This is a genomic window from Mesorhizobium sp. M0052 (genome assembly GCF_040323255.1).
Taxonomy (GTDB): domain Bacteria; phylum Pseudomonadota; class Alphaproteobacteria; order Rhizobiales; family Rhizobiaceae; genus Mesorhizobium.
This window is the reverse complement of record NZ_JAMYUS010000001.1, coordinates 14,043-32,665: the sequence shown is the minus strand read 5'-3', so window position 1 is coordinate 32,665 and position 18,623 is coordinate 14,043. Positions and strand designations below refer to the sequence as shown.

General features: G+C 62.7%; 17 protein-coding genes. 7 read left to right on the top strand and 10 right to left on the bottom strand.

Annotation, left to right across the window (positions count from 1 at the left end):
- Positions 1-205 precede the first annotated feature (205 nt).
- The 7 genes from chrA to NKJ77_RS00115 all read right to left on the bottom strand — a co-directional run bounded on the left by chrA (position 206) and on the right by NKJ77_RS00115 (position 6,352).
- On the bottom strand, positions 206-1,591 hold the full coding sequence (gene chrA, locus NKJ77_RS00145; protein ID WP_352533899.1) for a chromate efflux transporter: 1,386 nt from the start codon (positions 1,589-1,591) through the stop codon (positions 206-208).
- Positions 1,588-2,406, bottom strand: coding sequence for a chromate resistance protein ChrB domain-containing protein (locus NKJ77_RS00140; RefSeq protein WP_023806560.1), 819 nt, complete (start codon positions 2,404-2,406; stop codon positions 1,588-1,590). The genes chrA and NKJ77_RS00140 overlap by 4 nt, the downstream gene beginning before the upstream one ends.
- Before the next feature lie 144 nt (positions 2,407-2,550).
- On the bottom strand, positions 2,551-3,264 hold the full coding sequence (locus tag NKJ77_RS00135; protein ID WP_023831991.1) for a nickel/cobalt transporter: 714 nt from the start codon (positions 3,262-3,264) through the stop codon (positions 2,551-2,553).
- Positions 3,265-3,303: 39 nt separating this feature from the next.
- Positions 3,304-4,341, bottom strand: coding sequence for a cation diffusion facilitator family transporter (locus NKJ77_RS00130; RefSeq protein ID WP_023806558.1), 1,038 nt, complete (start codon positions 4,339-4,341; stop codon positions 3,304-3,306).
- The gene (locus NKJ77_RS00125) at positions 4,338-4,604 is read right to left on the bottom strand and encodes a metal-sensing transcriptional repressor (RefSeq protein ID WP_023806557.1); all 267 of its coding nucleotides are present in this window, start codon (positions 4,602-4,604) and stop codon (positions 4,338-4,340) included. Before NKJ77_RS00125 ends, NKJ77_RS00130 begins: the two co-directional genes overlap by 4 nt.
- A gap of 75 nt (positions 4,605-4,679) precedes the next feature.
- Positions 4,680-5,468 (bottom strand): 3-hydroxybutyrate dehydrogenase, encoded by a 789-nt coding sequence (locus NKJ77_RS00120; protein WP_352533897.1) that lies wholly within the window; start codon positions 5,466-5,468, stop codon positions 4,680-4,682.
- Positions 5,469-5,815: 347 nt separating this feature from the next.
- A complete protein-coding gene (locus NKJ77_RS00115) occupies positions 5,816-6,352 on the bottom strand; it encodes a TetR/AcrR family transcriptional regulator (protein ID WP_023831992.1) in 537 nt (178 codons plus the stop codon).
- A 149-nt stretch (positions 6,353-6,501) separates the two neighbouring features.
- Here NKJ77_RS00115 and NKJ77_RS00110 point away from each other — a divergent pair, with 149 nt between their 5' ends.
- Together NKJ77_RS00110 and NKJ77_RS00105 are read left to right on the top strand one after the other, a co-directional pair.
- Complete coding sequence (locus NKJ77_RS00110) at positions 6,502-7,806, top strand: efflux RND transporter periplasmic adaptor subunit (RefSeq protein WP_352533895.1); 1,305 nt, start codon at positions 6,502-6,504, stop codon at positions 7,804-7,806.
- Positions 7,803-10,886 carry an efflux RND transporter permease subunit gene (locus NKJ77_RS00105; protein ID WP_352514781.1) on the top strand — a complete coding sequence of 1,028 codons (3,084 nt, stop codon included), beginning with the start codon at positions 7,803-7,805 and terminating at the stop codon, positions 10,884-10,886. The genes NKJ77_RS00110 and NKJ77_RS00105 overlap by 4 nt, the downstream gene beginning before the upstream one ends.
- 163 nt (positions 10,887-11,049) lie before the next feature.
- Here the strand turns inward: NKJ77_RS00105 and NKJ77_RS00100 are convergent, their stop codons facing one another.
- Positions 11,050-11,511 (bottom strand): L,D-transpeptidase, encoded by a 462-nt coding sequence (locus NKJ77_RS00100; protein WP_023730774.1) that lies wholly within the window; start codon positions 11,509-11,511, stop codon positions 11,050-11,052.
- 330 nt (positions 11,512-11,841) lie between these two features.
- Between NKJ77_RS00100 and NKJ77_RS00095 the strand changes: the two genes are divergently transcribed.
- Together NKJ77_RS00095 and NKJ77_RS00090 are read left to right on the top strand one after the other, a co-directional pair.
- Positions 11,842-12,174, top strand: coding sequence for a hypothetical protein (locus NKJ77_RS00095; RefSeq protein WP_023670061.1), 333 nt, complete (start codon positions 11,842-11,844; stop codon positions 12,172-12,174).
- A 32-nt stretch (positions 12,175-12,206) separates the two neighbouring features.
- Entirely contained in the window at positions 12,207-12,377 is a 171-nt protein-coding gene (locus tag NKJ77_RS00090) for a hypothetical protein (protein ID WP_023670062.1), read from the top strand.
- Between the two features lie 71 nt (positions 12,378-12,448).
- On the opposite strand, the gene NKJ77_RS00085 is transcribed toward NKJ77_RS00090, so the two are convergent.
- A complete protein-coding gene (locus NKJ77_RS00085; protein ID WP_023670063.1) occupies positions 12,449-13,153 on the bottom strand; it encodes a response regulator transcription factor in 705 nt (234 codons plus the stop codon).
- 94 nt (positions 13,154-13,247) lie between these two features.
- Between NKJ77_RS00085 and NKJ77_RS00080 the strand changes: the two genes are divergently transcribed.
- Together NKJ77_RS00080 and NKJ77_RS00075 are read left to right on the top strand one after the other, a co-directional pair.
- Positions 13,248-13,976, top strand: a complete 729-nt coding sequence (locus NKJ77_RS00080; protein ID WP_023690130.1) for a response regulator — start codon at positions 13,248-13,250, stop codon at positions 13,974-13,976.
- Between the two features lie 222 nt (positions 13,977-14,198).
- Positions 14,199-16,289 (top strand): PAS domain S-box protein, encoded by a 2,091-nt coding sequence (locus tag NKJ77_RS00075; RefSeq protein ID WP_352533893.1) that lies wholly within the window; start codon positions 14,199-14,201, stop codon positions 16,287-16,289.
- A 234-nt stretch (positions 16,290-16,523) separates the two neighbouring features.
- On the opposite strand, the gene NKJ77_RS00070 is transcribed toward NKJ77_RS00075, so the two are convergent.
- The gene (locus NKJ77_RS00070; protein ID WP_023701367.1) at positions 16,524-16,904 is read right to left on the bottom strand and encodes a hypothetical protein; all 381 of its coding nucleotides are present in this window, start codon (positions 16,902-16,904) and stop codon (positions 16,524-16,526) included.
- Between the two features lie 504 nt (positions 16,905-17,408).
- Between NKJ77_RS00070 and NKJ77_RS00065 the strand changes: the two genes are divergently transcribed.
- The gene (locus tag NKJ77_RS00065) at positions 17,409-18,611 is read left to right on the top strand and encodes an aromatic ring-hydroxylating oxygenase subunit alpha (protein ID WP_023711686.1); all 1,203 of its coding nucleotides are present in this window, start codon (positions 17,409-17,411) and stop codon (positions 18,609-18,611) included.
- The last annotated feature ends 12 nt before the right edge of the window (positions 18,612-18,623 follow it).

Below are 18,623 nucleotides of genomic sequence, written 5' to 3'. Positions count from 1 at the left end.
TTTGAACAGCTCGGCCAACCTCGTCAAATCAGTTCACCAGCGCGCCGCTCTCCGCGTCGAGCAGGTTCAGCTTGCGGTATCGGGTTCGACGTAAAGCGTATCTCCGGGGCCGGCGCTGATCCCACCAGCGCCCGCGACCGTTGTGCGCCGGCCCGGCATGCCTTGGAAGTCCGGCTGTGATGATGGCTGGCCGCGCCTTCGAACGCTACGCAGGCAAGGCCAGCAGCGCCAGTCCGGCCAGCGCCGAGCCGGCTAATGTCGGCAGCATGCCGATCTTCAGTTTCAGCATGGCGACCATCGCCGCCGCCGCCAGCAGCGCGGCGCGCCAGTTCAGCGACGACAGCACCGGCACCTCCATCCCAAGGCCGACACGGTGCACAGCGCCAAAGATGACATGTAGCGCAAACCACAGCGCGAGGTTCATCACCACGCCCACGACTGCCGCCGTGATCGCGCTCAGCGCCGCCGACAGCGCCTTGTTGCCGCGCAGCGCCTCGATGTAGGGGGCACCGAGAAAGATCCAGAAGAAGCACGGCACGAACGTCACCCAGAGCGTCAGTAGTGCGCCGAGCGATCCGGCAAGCAACGGGCTCATCGCGCCGACGTGCCGGTAGGCGGCGACGAAACCGACGAATTGCAGCACCAGGATCAGCGGTCCCGGCGTCGTCTCGGCAAGACCGAGGCCATCGACCATCTCGCCGGGGGCGAGCCAGCCGAACGACGTCACGGCTGCCTGCGCGACATAGGAGAGTGCGGCGTAGGCGCCGCCGAATGTGACCACCGCCATCAGGCTGAAGAAGCCGCCAAGCTGCGTCCACACACTGGCAGGGCCGGTCAGACCCAGGATCAGCACGACCGGTCCGAGCCAGATCGGCAGCCAGATCGCAATGGTGCGCGGCGCGTGCCATTTCGCCGGCTTGGTGTGGGCGAGTTCGCCGCGCTCGAACATCAGGTCGACGGCGCCCCTGACATCAGGCAAATTGCCCTTGCCATGAGCGGCTCCGGAAAAACGCGTGGGCGCCAGGCGGCTGCCAACCCAGCCGGTCAGCCCTGCAAACAGGATGATGAGCGGAAACGGCAGCCTGACGACATAGATGGCAAGGAAGGCGACCACCGCGATCGCCACCATAACCCGGTTCTTGAGCGCCCGTTTGCCGATGCGGATGACCGCCTCGACGACAACGGCCAGCACCGCCGCCTTGATGCCGAAGAACAGCGCCTCGATGAAAGGAGCATCGTTGTAGAGCACGTAGAAGACGCTGAGGCCCAGCATGACAAGCGCACCGGGCAGCACGAACAGGATGCCGGCAACGAGGCCGCCGGCGGTTCGGTGCAGCAGCCAGCCGATATAGATCGCCAGTTGCTGCGCCTCGGGGCCGGGCAAAAGCATGCAGTAGTTGAGCGCATGCAGAAAGCGCTGCTCGCCGATCCAGCGGCGCTCCTCGACCAGTTCCTTGTGCATCAGCGCGATCTGGCCGGCCGGCCCGCCGAAGGAGAGCAGGCCGATCCTGGCCCACAGTTTCGCGGCTTGGCGAAAGGTTGGCGTGGCTGGTGCAGCGAGCGGACTGTCGTCGGCGGCAAAAGCGTTCATGTCGCTTTGCCCCCGCTCGGCCAGTTGTGGGTTTCGTCGGTGGCATCGCGGCACCACCTGAAAAACGCGTCATAGAGCAACATGCCTGCCTCAAGCTGTTCGAGATCGTCGCGAAACATCCGTGACAGGCCGAGCGATGCCGCGAGGAACCCTGCCGCCTGCGGTATGAGATCGAGGCGCGCCGTGTCGGCTGCACGCACGATCAAAGCAAGACGATCGAGCGCCTCGGACCGCAACTCGAACTCCTCGATCATGGTGTCGAAGGTGCAGCGCTCGCCGCGATGGCTCCAGAACACATCGTCGATGTCGAAGGGGATCGCAGCGAAACGATCGGCGGCAGCCAGCACTTCGGCCGGTTCGACGAACAGGAACACCGCCGAAGGATCGATGAAACGACGGATCAGCCAGGGGCAGGCGATGCGATCGACCTTGGGGCGCGCGCGCGTCACCCAGACCGTGCGGCCCTTATCGTCGCGGCGCGGTATCTTGTCGGCCTTGACCAGAAGTCCCTTTGCCGCCAGCCAGGCCTCGAAGCCGCCTTCGAGCGATTCAGCTGTGACACCGTCATGGCGCAGCCATGCAGCGACGCCTTGCGAAAGCTTCTGCCCTCTCTGGCAAATAACGATCACATGAGCTCCGGTGAACTCGGCCGCCCAGGTAGAGACGGTCTTGAAATCGCGCCGGCATGAGGCCGGCAGCAGCCGCGGATCGGTATCATAGTCCTCGTCGATGCGGACATCGACAAGAACAGGTGCGTCGGGCAGGCCGATAATCCGGGAAAGTTGCGCTACGGTGATTGCGGTTGTTGACGGCATGGCGTCCACCTCCAGAAGTGAGAGTTTGGACGCGATCTTTGGGCTGGCGCCTCACGGGGTCGTCGCGAAGGAACCCCTTGCCATGATGCTGGATCGATCCTTCGTGCTTGTCAATCCATAACCTAGCTGTTCGTTTCAACGTCCTCAGCGCGCAGAAATTTGCCAAACAGCCACTCCAGCCAGAATGAAGCCGGCGATACCTTCGATGCTTCTGGATATTATGTCGAACAAGCGTGGCCGGCTGTCGAAAAAATGCACCAGCCGTTCCCGAAACAGGATCGACAGTACCGCCACGCTGGACAGCGTCAGGGCCACGCCGATCATCATGGTGGTTGCGAACAGAATGCCGGCAACCGGAACGCCTCTGGATATCGCGAAGGTCATAACGAAAAGCGTCAGCGGGCATGGGATCAGGCCGGCCATGATCCCAACGGCTTCGCCCTCGTGCTTATGATAGTGGCCGTGGCTCATTGCGCGCCACAACATCCAGACGCCAATCAGGCCAAGCAACCCACGGCTGATGTCTTCCAGCAGAGGCGCTCGGCCAACGCTTCCCAAGGCAATCGATACCAGTGGTAACGAGAACGCCGCGATCAGCACCGCGATCGTCACATGCGTGAAGGAAAGCGTTATCGACACCAGGAGACCGCGCGAAACCTTCGCGTCCGAACCGGCCAGATACGTGGCCAGAACGGCTTTGCTATGTCCAGGCGTCAGGGCATGCGCCGCACCAAACAGCACGCCCATCGGCAGAAAGGCAAGGAACGCCAGCCAGCCACCGCCAGCCGAGAGCAGTTTTATCTGATCGGCGAGCGCCAGGTAGATCGTGCGCTGGAATTCGACGAGCGTCTGGAGCATCAGCCTAGACTAGCAGACGCGGTTGGTTTTCTGCGCACGTCAGTGTTGGTTTTGGTGTTCGCCATGATTGTGGTCGTGAGGGTGTGGATGCTCGTGCGCGCCATATTCGCTCGAAAAACGGATGTTGGCAGCGGCGAGGGCCGGCATGTGTTCGAACAATTCATTCTCCAGCGCCGCCGTGATCTTGTTTGCCTCCGAGAGCGGCAAGGTTTCGTCTGCGGCGATGGCGATGTCGGCGTGCAACTTGTGGCCGATCCAGCGGGCCTTGGCATCGATGATGTGAGCACCCGGCACGTGCTCGCCAGCATGATGAATTTCGGCCATCACACCCGGCTCGACGCCGTCGAGCATACGGGTGAGCACTGAGCGCGCCGATTGCCAGACGATACCGAAAATGGCGACCGTGATGAGAAGCCCGATGATCGGGTCGGCCAGCGGAAATCCGAGCCACACGCCGATGGCGCCGATGACCACGGCAAGGCTCGTGAGACCGTCGGTGCGGGCATGGTAGCCGTCAGCGACGAGCGCCGCGCTGTTGATTTCCCTGCCGACACGGATGCGAAACACCGCGACGGCCTCATTGCCGAGGAAGCCGACGATGCCCGCCGTCGTCAGCCAACCGAGATGCGTCACTGCCTGCAGATGGATTAGGCGCTCGATAGCCTGGTACCCGGCGACGATGGCGCTGAACAGAATGATCAGCACGATAATGATACCGGCAAGGTCTTCGACCCGACCGAGCCCGTAGGTGAAGGTTGACGACGGCTTGCGCCTCGCCAGCATAAAGGCGACCCACAAGGGAATGGCAGTGGTTGCGTCTCCAATATTGTGAATGGTGTCGGCAAGAAGGGCTACGCTTCCCGAGAGAACCACCACGACCATCTGCATTGCTGCGGTGACCGCCAGGATGACAAAGGACCACTTTATAGCCCAGATGCCTCGATCGGTCGTCGCGATGGTTGCATCGATGACGCCGTGTGTATGGCCATGCGGACCGTGGTGGTCATGATCGTGGCCAGAATGATCATGCGAACCGAAACCGAACCAGTCGAGAGTGCGCCTGCCGAGACCGCTCATAGATACTTGGCCAGCTGCTTGAGTTCAGTCAGCGAGTCGTGCGCTCCGCCCTCGGCGGTGTCGGTCAGGCAATGTTCGATATGATCGTGGATCAGTTCGCGCTTGGCGCTGCTTATGGCGCTTTCCACGGCATGGAGTTGCTGTGCGAGGTCAACACAGGAACGATGAGCTTCGAACATGGAGAGCACTGCCGCAAGGTGGCCTTGCGCGCGCTTTAGACGCTTCACGATAGCGGGATGCGACCGATGCGTATTGTCTGTCATGCGAGTCGACTATCCTCCCCGGGGGGATGAGTCAATCTGCAGTCTGTGGTGGCGAGTTGATCTCGGGGACCGCGCCTACTGCGCCGTCCAGCCGCCATCCATCGGCAAAGTCGTGCCGGTAATCTGCCTGGCCGAGTCCGAGCACAGGAACAGAGTCAGCGCGGCGAGCTCCTCGACGGTGACGAATTGCTTCGTCGGCTGCGCTGCCAGCAGCACGTCGTGCTTGACCTGTTCCTCGGTCATGCCGCGCGCCTTCATCGTGTCGGGGATCTGTTTTTCGACCAGTGGCGTCCAGACATAGCCGGGCGCGATGGCGTTGACGGTGATGCCGTCCTGCGCGACTTCCAGCGCTACCGTCTTGGTCAGACCCGCTATGCCGTGCTTGGCCGAGACGTAAGCCGACTTGAACGGCGAGGCGACCAGTGCATGCGCCGACGCGGTGTTGATGATGCGGCCCCATTTGCGCGCCTTCATGCCGGGCACCACGGCCTTGATCGCGTAAAAGGCGGCAAGCAGATTGATGCGGATGATGGCTTCCCACTTGTCGTCGGGAAACTCCTCGATTGGCGCGACATGCTGTATCCCGGCATTGTTGACCAGAATGTCGAGGCTGCCCAAGGCCTGCTCGGCTTCGCGCACCATGGCGGTCACCGCTGCGCCGTCCATCATGTTGGCGCCGGAGTAGCGGCACTGGACGCCGAAATCCTTCTCGATGCCGGCGCGCTCCTGTTCGATCGCCGCGGCTTCGCCAAGGCCGTTGATCGTGACGTTGGCGCCCTCGGCGGCAAGGGCGCGGGCAATGGCCAGGCCAATGCCGCTGGTCGATCCGGTGACGAGCGCATTCTTCGAAGAAAGGGAACCCATGGAGATCTCGCGACTGTTGGGAGGGACTACAAAGACGCATAGTTTGTGCGCCGCAACATGACAACGCCATAACCATATGTCGGCGCTGTTACGGCACTAAAACGCGCTTTGCCGGCCTCGCCGAGCGCCGTCTCAAGGCTGACACGTCAAGGCTGACACGGCAGTGTTATGGTGCGGCGCAACATAGTCGCCCACGCATTCGCGCAGTCATTCCTGAACCATCGATCCAACGAATCAGGGGGCTGTAGCTTGAAATCGCCGATGTCGTGATGCGTGCCTATGCCATGCCGCTCACCAACCGTCCTTTCCGCCCGGCCCGTATCGCTTCTTCGATCCGACGCCTTGAGCTATCCCGCAATCTCCAGCAGGGCCGATACCAGCAAGCGGCGTTCGTCGGCGGAAAGCACGTCGGAATCGAAGAGGTTCATGCTGCGCAGCCCTTCGATGGCCAGAAAGCAGACCAGCAGCGTCTTCAGGTCCGGCGTCTCGCTCTTCAGCCGCTGCAGCAGCTGCGACTTGAAGGCTTTTATCGGCGTCAGGAAATCCGGATCCTCGGCGATCGCCGAGAATATCCACGAAGCCGTCGGCTTCGGCTCCTCGCAATCATCCGCCGAGAGCCGGATATAGGTGGCGAGCAGGCTCTCGCCGCTGGCGCCGGCGACACGGCCCGATTCCAGCGCCAGCTCGAACGCGCGCAGGTAATTCTCCACCAGGCCCTGCATCAGTTTGGCCTTGGTCGGAAAGTTATATAACAGGCCGCCTTTCGACACGCCGGCGCGGCTGGCGACGGCGTCAAGCGACAGGCTGCCGGGACCGGCCTCGCGTGCGACATCGGCGGCGGCGGCGAGTATCTTGTCGCGCGAATTTGCCCTTCGGGTCTTCATCGATCCCTTCCCCCGCACCAGCCTAGGCGGAATTGACAAGACCGTCCAGACGGTACAGTAAGTTCGCCGTCATTTGTAATCGGGACCTGGCGTCGATAAGTGTCCCGCTATTCGGCTATTTTGCCGGACATCGGCCGAGGGGACAGTTCGTGAAGCGCTTCATCTCTATCACCGCAATTCTGCTTCTGCTCGCTTTGGTGTGCGTCGGCGTTGTCGGCTTCAACCTGTTCCGCGATAACGCTATCAAACAGTATTTCGCCACCATGAAGCCGCCGGCGACGACCGTATCGACGGTTGTCGTCAAGCCTTCCGACTGGACGCCGGGCGTCGAGGCGATCGGCACGGTACGCGCCGTGCGCGGTGTCGACCTTACCGTCGAGACCAGCGGCATCGTCAAGGACATCCTTTTCCATGCCAACCAGAAGGTGCCTGTCGATTCGGTCCTGCTGCAGCTCGACGATGCCGTCGAACGCGCGGATCTCGTCGCGGCCAAGGCGCAGTCCGTGTCCGACAAGACGGCACTCGAACGCGCGCTGGAACTGCAACGGCGCGGCGTCGGCACGGACGCCACGCTCGACACCGCTCAAGCCGCTGCATCGGCTTCCGCGGCGCAGGTCAACAAGCTGCAGGCCGTGCTTGATCAGAAGCAGCTGACGGCGCCGTTCGCCGGCACCGTGGGCATCCCCAAGATCGACCTCGGCCAATATCTCTCGCCCGGCAACGCAGTGGTGACCTTGCAGGATCTGGACACCATGCGGGTCGATTTCTCGGTACCCGAACAGCAGCTGCCGCTGCTCAAGATAGGCCAGACGGTGCGGCTCGGCCTCGGCGGCACCGGCGGCGGCGCCGACATGCCGTTTGCCGGCTCCATTCGCGGCATCGATCCCAAGATCGACGCTTCAAGCCGCCTGGTGTCCGTCCGCGGCGAGGTCGCCAACCCTGACGGCAAGCTGACGCCCGGCCAGTTCGTCCAGGTTCGCGTCGAGCTGCCGCAGGAGAAAAACATTCTGTCCTTGCCGCAGACGGCATTGACGTCGAGCCTCTATGGCGACTTCGTCTTCGTCGTCGTTCCGGCGAAGCCGGCGGAAGGCGCCCCGGCCGCGAAACCCGAGGAAAAGCCTGCTGCAGGGGCCGACGCAGCAAAGCCGGCGGCAGATGCAAAGCCGGCAGACGCGAAACCGGCTGCCGAAGACGCCGCGGCGAAGCCCGCGGACAAGCCGGCTGTCGACCCCGCGAAGCCCGCGGCAGAACCGGAAAAGCCGGCGCTCGTGCTGTCGCAGGTGTTCGTGAAGCCCGGCCGCCGCAACGACGGCATGGTCGAGATCATCGAGGGCATCAAGGCTGGAGACGAGGTCGTCACCGCCGGCCAAAACCGTCTCTTCAACGGCATGTCCGTCGCTGTCGACAACACCATTGACCCCAGCAAGTCGGCGAACCAGCAGGCTCAGCAATGAACTTTTCCGACATCTTCATTCGCCGGCCGGTCCTCTCCACCGTCCTCGCCTGTATGATCCTGCTCCTGGGTTTCCAGGGCATCTTCAACCTGTCGATTCGGCAGTATCCCAAGGTTGACGAGACGGCGATCACCATCACCACCGCCTATCCCGGCGCCAGCGCCGACCTGATCCAGGGCTTTATCTCCGCCCCGATCGCGCGGGCCGTCGCCTCGACCGAGAACATCGACTACGTCACCTCGTCCAGCCGGCCGTCTTCGAGCACTGTGGTCGTCCAGATGAAGCTCGGCTCCAATCCGGATGTCGCGCTGACCGAGGTCCTGTCGAAAGTGCAGGGCGTACGCGGCACCTTGCCGGATGCATCCAAGGACCCGGTCATCGTCAAGGGCACCGGCCAAGAGTTCGCGATGATGTACATCTCGATGCAGAATCCGAACATGAGCAAGGAGCAACTCACCGAATATATCGAGCGCGTCGTGCGGCCCCGCATGTCGACGGTCGAAGGTGTCGCCGACGTGCAGATCTTCGGCGCCGAGGAATATTCGATGCGGGTCTGGATCGACCCGGTCAAGCTTGCTGCGCGTGGCGTCACCGCCGCCGAGGTGCTGGCGGCGATCAACAACTCCAACTTCCTGTCGGCGCCCGGCAACACCGAGAACGAATATGTCGTCTCCTCGATCACGGTTCGCTCGACGCTGCAGACGCCTGAGGCCTTTGCCGAGCTTCCGCTGCGCTCGACGGACGGCCAGGTGGTGCGCTTGCGCGACGTGGCGCGAGTCGAGCTTGCCGCCGAGAGCACCGACACGAGGGTGAGCTTCAATGGCAAGCCCGGCACCTTCCTCGCCATCTTCCCGACGCCGGCCGCCAACCCGCTGACAACGGCGGAGGCGATCCACAAGATCGTGCCTTTGATTCAAGAGACGCTGCCGAAAGGCATGACCATCGAAATCGTCTACGATTCCACCGAACAGATCAGCGCCTCGATCGATGAAGTGTTCAAGACCATCGCCGAAGCCGTCGCCATCGTCGTCGTGGTCATCCTGTTGTTCCTCGGCTCATTCCGCTCGGTGATGATGCCGATCGTGACCATCCCGCTGTCGCTGGTCGGCGTCTGCTTCCTTTTGTTTGCGGTCGGCTATTCGATCAACCTTCTGTCGCTGCTGGCCATGGTGCTGGCCATCGGCCTTGTCGTCGACGACGCTATCGTGGTGGTGGAGAACATCCATCGCCACATGGAGGAGGACCACATGTCGCCGATGCAGGCGGCCTTCAACGGCATGCGCGAGATTTTCTCCGCCATCGTGGCCATGACCATCACGCTCGCCGCCGTGTTCGCGCCGCTGGCCTTCACCGGCGGCCTGACCGGTGCGCTGTTCCGCGAGTTCGCGGTGACGCTCGCCGGTTCGGTGGTGCTGTCCGGCCTCATAGCCGTCACCATCACGCCGATGATGGCGGCGCGTCTGCTCAAGGCGGGATCGCACAGTCGCTTCCAGCGCGTCGTCGACGGAACCTTCAGCCGTGTCGAGCATGTCTATGAGCGGGCGGTAACCGCCTCCTTGAGAAATCGACCGGTGACGCTGCTGATGGTCGTGGCGCTGGTTGCGCTCACCGGCTTCATGTTCACCAAGACCTCGAGCGAACTGGCGCCGGAAGAGGACCAGGGCTTCCTGTTGTCGATCGTGACGGCACCGCGCTACGCGACCTCGGACTACACCGAGACCTACGTCAACCAGATCCTCGGCCTGGTGAAGGACATTCCCGAAACGAGGGCGCAATTCTCCGCCGTTGCCTTTGGCGGCGCCACCAACGGCGCCTTTGTCGGCTTCGCCTTCAAGGATTGGGCCGAGCGCCAGCGCAACTCAAAGGAGCTTCAATCCGATATCCAGGGACGCCTCGGCAAGGTGGCCGGCGTCGAGGCCTTCGTCTTCGCGCCGCCGACGCTGCCGGGCTCCGGCGGCGGCCTGCCGATCTCCATGGTGGTGCGCTCGACCGGTGGTTCCGCCGAGGTCTACGAGGCGGCCGAGCAGATTAAGAACAAGGCGCAGGCCTCCGGCCGCTTCATCGTCGTGCAAAACTCGATGTCCTTTGACGCTCCGCAGGTGACGGTGACCATCGACCGCGACCGCGCGGCGGCTCTCAACCTGCCGATCGCCGACATCGGCCAGACGCTGACGCTGCTGGTCGGCGGCGCCGAAGTGGCTCAGTTCGACCGCGATTCCAACAGCTACGACATCATCCCGCAGGTGCCGAAGGAATTCCGCGACAATCCCGAGAAGCTCGGCGAATATTTCGTGCGTAGCGTGACCGGCGAAATGGTGCCGCTTTCAGCGGTAGTGAAGATTTCGACCAACGCCGCGCCGGCCGCGATCGAGCAGTTCAACCAGCTGAACTCGGCGACGATATCAGCGCTGCCGCTTCCCGGCGTCACCACGGGCGACGGGCTGCAGACCCTGGAGAACCTTGCCAAGGAGAGCCTGCCCGATACCTTCTTCATCGATTATTCCGGCCAGTCCCGGCAGGAGAAGGAGCAAGGCAACACGATCCTTATCGCGTTCGCAGCCGCCGTAATCGTCATCTATCTGGTGCTGGCGGCGCAGTTCGAAAGCTTCCGCGACCCGCTGATCATCATGATGGCGGTGCCACTGTCGATCTTTGGCGCCATCGTGCCGCTCAATCTGGGGCTTGGAACGCTCAATATCTACACGCAGGTCGGCCTGATCACACTGATAGGTCTGATCACCAAGCACGGCATTCTTCTGGTCGAGTTCGCCAACCAGCAGCGCGAGTTGCATGGCATGAGGCGGCGCGATGCGATCGTCGCCTCGGCCAAGGTGCGCTTGCGGCCGATCCTGATGACGACAGCGGCGATGGCGCTCGGCGTCGTGCCGCTAATCGTGTCCAGTGGTGCTGGTGCGGCGGCGCGCTATTCGATGGGCCTCGTGATCTTCACTGGCATCCTGGTCGGAACCATGTTCACCCTGTTCGTGGTGCCGATGTTCTACACCTTCATCGCCAGCAAGGACCTGCCGCACCACGCCGAAAAGCCAGACCCGAAGCTGATGCCGGTGCACGCGGACTGAGCGCGAACGGCGTCAGCGAACAAACGAAAAGAGGCCGGAAATTTCCGGCCTCTTTTTTGACTGGATTGATTTACCGCGAGCCCCGATGGAGCTCCAAGGCGGGAACTTGCGGTGCGGCATGACCTGTCCGGCTGCGCTGCACCATCGCTCCAAACGCAGTCTGCTACTTGACGATGACGATGCTGGTGTTGGTCGGGCCGAAGGTTTCGACCAACTGGTAGAAGTCGGCGGCATTGTCGGGATGCAGCCGCACGCAGCCATGCGACGCCGGCCGTCCCAGCCGCTTGATGGCGTTGGTCGCATGCACGGCGTAGCCGCCGCTGAAGAAGACCGAGTGCGGCATCGGTGCGTTGTCGTATTTCTTCGAATGCCACATCTCGTGCATGCGGGTCGGCTTGAACGAGCCGGTCGGCGTGACATGCGCACTGTCGCCGGTCGAGACCTTCCAGGCGAAAGTCGGCCGGCCATCGACCAGCACTTCCATGGTCTGCTGCGACAGCGAAACACGCGCGACGATCTGGTTTGCCGCGGCATGGGCGGTGCTATTGGCAGCGCCAAGCAGAAGCGCGGCGCCGGCAGCGGCGGCGGCGACGTTGATGAGTTTGGCGGAAATGGCTTTGTACATGATGGCTCTCCTTTGCCGGTCCTGCCGGCGTCAATTCGGTGGCCGCCTTATCCCTGCGCCATGTTTCAGACTGACTTCGCTGAGGCTCGTTTGTGTTTCGAATCTGTTTCCTCTGGTTAACAAGCAAGGTGGACAAGGAGCGTGCTCCCGTCTTCGCTGCGCACTCCCGATCACGCACCGCCCCCCAAACGAAAGTGCTGATGTCCTCATATGAAAGAAGATTGGCTTCGCTCGAAACCGACTTGCAACAAAGCGCGGCCTGGGCGGCATGATCTGGTTACAGGCTCGCGGCACAGTCATCCCAACGAGAACAGCCGGCGCCAACGAAAAATGAGCATCAAATCGACAACCCTGTCCTGGCTCTTCAGGATAAGCATCGCCGCATTTGTCGTCGGCGGCATCGGCACAGTAGCCGGCACCCCGATGACGAAACTGGCGGTGATGAATTCGGGTGAGATTTCGACGCTGCATGCCGCGCTGTTCATAGCCTTGGTCTGGATTGTCTCCAGTCTGCGCATCAACCGTCTCAGGGCCCTCTGGCGGGTCGGCCTCGGGTTGAAGTGGATGCGCGGCCCCTCCGGCAACTTGCTGCCGAGAGGACCGAAGGCCCGCGTCGCAACGGGGGGCTCCGTGGGCGACGCGGGCACTTCGGGTTTATCCTGAAGCACCCGCGGTTCTGATTTTGGGGACAACCGATGAAGACGAAATCTGCAGCCTCCGTGCTTTCGGTACTGCTCTATGCACAAGGCCTGCTCGGCTTTGCCGGTCTCGCCACGGTTCTTCTGAAGGACCGCGCGCATGCCGCCAGCGAAATCGTAGTCGCCAGCGAATTGCCGTCGGGACCATCGCTTCTGGTGGTGCGCTGACGCCTATGCATGGCGCCCGAGATTGCGCAGCTTTTTTGGGCGAGCCGAGGAACAATCCAGCCTCCCGACCCTCAGTCGGCGCGCTGCGTCGGCGGGTCGAACCGGTAGCCTGCGCCGCGTATAGTTGTGATGGTTTCGGTGTCGAGCTTGCGGCGCAGCCGCACGATGCGCGAATCGATCGAGCGGTCGAAGGCATCGGCATTTTCGGCGGGCGCCGCCGCAATGATGTCGTCGCGCGTCAGCACCTTGCGCGGGCTGGCCAGAAACAGCCTGAGCAGCGCCACCTGGCCCGGCGACAGCTGTTCTTCCGTACCCGAACGGTGCATGACGATGGCCGACCGCAAATCGACGGTGGCATTTTCCAGCACGATCAGTTCCTGGGCGGACCTGCCGCGCCGCGTCAGCAGGCCGCCGATGCGCGCGGCAAGCTCCCTGACATTGAGCGGACTTTCGACGACATCTGCGGCGCCAAGCTCGAGCGCCAGCACCTTGTCGACCAGATCGGCCGGCCGGCAGATCAGGATGAAATCCGGCCCCGCCTTCCCGTCCGCGCTCTGGCCGCCGCCATAACGCCTGAGCAGGTCCCGCCCCTCCGCCTGGCTGAGGCTGTCGCCGACGATGACGATATCGATGCCTCCGGCCGAAAGCAGGGATTCAGCTTCCCAGGGCTGCCGCGCCTCGCGCACGTCATGGCCGCGCCGGTCGAGATGATCGGCAAGATCGCCGGCCACCACATCGGCGACGGAAACCAGCGCGATGACGGATCGTGCAGCCATGTTTTTCTTCCCGTTCCCCCGCAACCGCATATGAGTGCTGGACATCATGTTTATACCCAATCTACTTTCCGCTGAAAGCGGGAGCGAGGCCATAGTGCGGGCACGGATTGTCATCGTCGAGGACGAGCCCGATCTCCGGGACGCGGTCGCCGAGTATCTCGGCGCCAACGGCTACGATGTGACCCAGGCCGGAAGCGCGGCCGAGGCGCGCGCCTTGCTGGAGACGGAATCGTTTCATTTGGCCATTCTCGACATCGCCATGCCGGGCGAGGACGGACTGTCGCTCGGCCGCTGGCTGCGCTCGCAAATACCGGTCGGCATCATCTATGCCACGGCCGCCGGCACCGCACTCGACCGCATTGTCGGGCTGGAGCTTGGCGCCGACGACTACATCGTCAAGCCCTACGAGTTGCGTGAGGTGCTGGCTCGTGTGCGCAGCGTGCTGCGCCGCGTTCCGCAGCCGAGCCCGCCCCAGGCGGCGAAGACACAAGCCGATGGCGGCCGCCGCCTGACCTTCGGCCCGTTCCAGGCCGACCTCGACGGCAGGCTTGTCACCGGCGCCAACGGCGCCGTCATCGACATGGCCAAGAGCGAGTTCGATGTGCTGGAGGTTTTCCTGACCCGCGCCAACCGGCTGTTGACGCGATCGGCGATCTCCGAGGCGATTGGTTTTGTCGAGGATCCTGAATCGTCGCGCGCCGTCGACATTCGCATCATGCGGCTGCGCAAGAAGATCGAAACCGATCCGGCCAATCCGAAATTTTTGCGCACAGTGCGCGGCGAAGGCTATATCTTCTCGCTGCCGACCGGTGACGGGCACTAGAGCAATTACAGGAAAAGTGTACGCGGTTTCCGCCCGGAATTGTGTGAAAACAAAGAGATAGAGGCTTCTCCGTTTCCGTGAAACGGTGAAGCGCTTTAGCAATTCCAGGAACAGTGCGTAGCGATTTTCCGTTCGGGATTGCATTGAAACATGGAGCGTTTCACCTTTTTCGTGAAATGCTCCATAGCTGCCTAATTCGACGGCCCTTTACTGATGGCTGACATGACCGCTGAACCAGCACCACGTATGGACCCGCAAGGCGCTCGCCAGAGCGCCGCGATGACGGCTGTGCGAGTCGTCCGCCGGTTGCGCGATGCCGGCGACTGGCAGCGCGAGATGGAAACCATCCTCGAAACGCTCTGCAGCGCCATGAATTGCCAGCGCGGCATCCTGTTCAGGCTGCGCGAATTGCCCGGCCAGGGCTTCGCCCAATCGGTCGCCGCCTACTGGATCGATCCTCGCTTCGGCGGCGAACTGGCTTCGCCGACGGTGATCATGCAGTCGATCGTCGATACCGATCCGCTGCTGGAGCGGATTGGAGAGGACGAGCGGCAAGGCAAAATCTTCGCCGGCCATACGCGCGATCTCGACGGGTTCCTCAGGGCCGATTTCGAAAAGCAGCACATCAAGTCGTTCCTGTCGGTATCGGTGTTCGCGCACGGTCATCTGTGGGGCACGTTCGCGGTCAATGACTGCCTAAACGAGCGCGAATGGACCGAAGAGGAAGAGGCGACGATGCACATCATCGCGCTCGCCATCGGCGACGCCATCGAGCACTCGCCGTCCGACGCCCATGCCAGCGAAGTCATCCGCCGCACCATGCTGCAGGCGTCGCTCGACGCGATCATCGTCATCGACGAGACCGGCTCGATCATCGAATTCAATCCGGCCGCCGAAAAGATGTTCGGCTATCAGCGCAGCGACATCCTCGGCAAGGACCTGCTCGATACCGTGGTGCCGGAATATTACCGCAAGGGCTATGTCTCGGGCGCCGAATACATGTCTGGCCGCGGCGCGCCGATGGTTGGCCAGCGGCTTGAGACCGTGACACAGAATGCGGCCGGCGAGGTGTTTCCCATCGAATTGACGGCGACCGAGATGCGGGTGGCCGACCGTCAGCTCATCTTCGGTTCGATCCGCGATCTGCGCGATAAGCTGCGCGCCGAAGAAGAGATCAACCGCCAGCGCGAAAAACTGCACCAGAACGAGAAGATGGCGGCGATGGGTTCGCTGCTGGCCGGTGTTTCGCACGAGCTCAACAATCCGCTCGCCGTGGTCGTTGCTCAGTCGACGCTGCTGCATGAATTCGCCACCGACCCGCAGACCAAGGTTCGCGCCGAGAAAGTGCGCGCCGCTGCCGAGCGCTGCGGCCGCATCGTCAAAAGCTTCCTGTCGATGGTGCGCCTGCATCCGGCGGCGCAGGCCGAGACCGATCTCAACCAGGTGATCCGCGCGGCACTCGAAGTGACCGCCTATGGCGCACGCTCGAGCGGCATCATCATCGACACCGATTTCGCGCCCGGCCCGCTGCTGGCGATGGCCGATGCCGACCACGTCACGCAGGTGGCCGCCAATTTCCTGATCAACAGCCAACACGCTCTGGCCGGTATCGGCGGCGACCGCCTGATCAAGGTGCGGACATTCCGCAGCGATCGCGGCAACCCCGGGTTTTCGGTCGAGGACAACGGACCGGGCATTCCCGAGGCGATCCGCAGCCGCATCTTCGAATCCTATTTCACCACCAAGCCGGTCGGCGTCGGCACCGGCATCGGCCTGTCGATCTCGAAATCGATCGTCGAGCGCCACAACGGCAATATCTGGTTCGAGGAGGTGCTGCCGCGCGGCGCGCGCTTCGTCGTCCAGCTGCCGGTAATCACCGGCGGCGCGGCAGCAGCCGGCGACAGCCCGGCTCGTTCCAGCGGCTTGCGCTATGCGCTGATCATCGACGACGAACCCGACGTCGCCGGCTCCCTCTCCGACATCCTGGAACTGATGGGTATCAAGTCGCGGGTTGTGCCGGCCTGGACGTCGGCGGCGGCGACCTTGACCGGCCACATGCCGCCAGACATCGTCTTTTCCGACTTGCGCATGCCCGGCACCAGCGGCATTGCCATCTACCGCGAATTGCTCGCCGACAACCTGGCGCTGGCCAAACGCTTCGTGCTGGTCACCGGCGACCTGATCGGCGCCAAGGCCGAGATCGAAGCCTTGCCGGCGCCGCAGCGCCCGCAAATCCTGGAAAAGCCGTTCTCGACGCTGGACGTCCGCGGCGTACTCTCGGCAATAGCCGACCAGGTCGCCGCCGACGGCTAAGTTTTCGAAGCACCCACGTAGGGTCTATCGAGATTCGGGTCAGGCCGAGTCGAGAATGGTGGTTCCCGAGAACCGGAGCGGAGCGTACTTGAAGTACGCGAGCACCGGAAGCGCAGGGAACCTCCATGCGCAGGCCGGCCTCACCCGAATCTCGATAGACCCTAAAAAAGAGGCTCCCGACCGAGGGAAGCGGCGGGAGCCAAGAACGAGCGCGGGAGGAAGCGCTCGGGACGTTCAGAAAACGTTGGGTGTCGTGGTCAGCGGCGCTGCGTTGGCGATCATGCGGACGGCACGCGCCTTGTGCACGCCGGACTGGGCGGCGATGACGCGCAGGCACTCCGCGCTCTCGGCGCCCCAGGCCTGGCCCTGGCAGGCAAAATCGATTTCCGGCTCCGGCAGCCGGGCGGTCTTGATGGTGGTCAGCGCGCCCTGGACGACATTGGCCGGCGGGTTGAGCGAAGCGAAGGCCGGACCGGAAGCCGGTGTCAGGAACATGACGGCCAGAGCGCAGGCGCCCAGCATGGAGAACATCGCAACCGGATGGTCGCTGGCGCGCTGACGCAGTGCCGGTTTGGCGCGCCGTTCGTTGCTGGTGATCTCGATTTTCGTATGCATTGCTGCCCCCCTTCGTTTTCTTATGAAACGAACCTAAGCGCGCCTGGTAACGGGCGAATGATGCGCTTGGCTTGCCCGCGTAACAGGTTTGAAACAAGAAATTCGGGCATATCCGGACAGATCCGGTCATGTGCCGACGGCAAGATGCATTTGCGAAGCTGTTTCATGCGCGCAATCAAATGTTGACGACAGGCGGGCCGCGAACGCACCAAGCCCGCTTCCTGTCGGCCGCACTATGAACAAGCTCACACTGCGGATCGAATTTGCGGACGCCAGGTATTTTTCGTCTCGGAGCGGGCCGTGTTTGCAAGCTCGGCACGGCCAAATCCGCATGCCGGACAGCTATTTCACGACCCCGGTTAACGCCCGGATATTCCGGGATTTTCTGGCTTTCAGCCGGCCCTGTTGTGCCGACTTGAAAAGTTGAGATTTCTACAAGCCGTTGCATTTCAACGCAAAATATGGTTTTATTGAATGAGTATTCAATAAAAGAAGAGCTTTTTTATGAACCCGCATCTCCGTGACGTGGCGATCCCCAATGATTGGGACCGGCGGGGTCTGCCGGGCTGGAGTTATCACTCCGACGCGCTTCTCGAACTTGAGAAGGAATACGTCTTCCGCAACCATTGGCAGATCGCCGGCCATGTCTGCGACGTGCCGAATGCCGGCGACTATCTGACTATGGACGTGGTCGGCGAGCGGGCGCTCATCGTGCGCGGCAAGGACGGCGTCTTGCGCGCCTTCAACAACATGTGCCGGCATCGCGGCAGCCGCGTCGTCGCCGACAGCCAGGGCACCTGCAAGAACGCGCTAGTCTGCCCGTTCCATGGCTGGGTCTACAATCTCGACGGCACGCTGCGCGGCGCCGCCCGGCCGCGCTCCTTCCCCGAGCTCGACAAGACCGAATTCGGCCTGATGCCGCTCGACCTTGAGATATGGATGGGCTTCATCTTTGTCCGCTTTCGCAAGGGGGGCCCGCAGCCTTCGGTGGCCGAACTGTTGAAGCCGATCGAGGCCGAGATGGCCCACTACAATGCGGCCGAGATGGTGCCGTCCTGGGGCATCTGGACACAGAAAACGCCGGTCAACTGGAAGTCGGTGCGCGACGTCGACAATGAAGGCTACCACGTCGCCATGGCGCATCCGGCGCTGCAGGATCTCTACGGCTCGACCTATTTCGATGAGCCGTTCATCAACGGCGTGTCGCGCTCGTTTGCCACCTACAATCCGCATGCCGGCCGGCGCTGGAGCGTGCGCGAATACATCAAGCTCACGCCCGATGCCTCACACCTGCCGGAGCATCTGCGCAGGGCCTGGATCTATTACGGCATCTTCCCCAACAACGCGCTGTCGATCATGCCGGAATCGGTGCAGTTCTATCAGGAGTTCCCGCTGTCGACCGGCGAGACGCTGCTGCGCGGCGCCATCTACCGCTACCCCGACGAAACCAGGGAACAGGCGGCCGCCCGCTATCTCGCCTACCGCATCGACCGCGATACCATGAACGAGGACGTGCAGCTTTCCGTCTGGTCAAACGAGTCCATGATCTCGGAGGCCTTCGAGGGTTTTTATCTCTCCGACCTCGAATACGGTGTGCGCACCCACCACGACCATCTGCGCAAGCAGATCCCGGTGCTGGGCTTGGAGACGGCGCCGGAGGAGAAGGACATGTGGAACCTCAATGAGGCTATGCGCTCGCAGGTGTAGGGGCGGAACTGC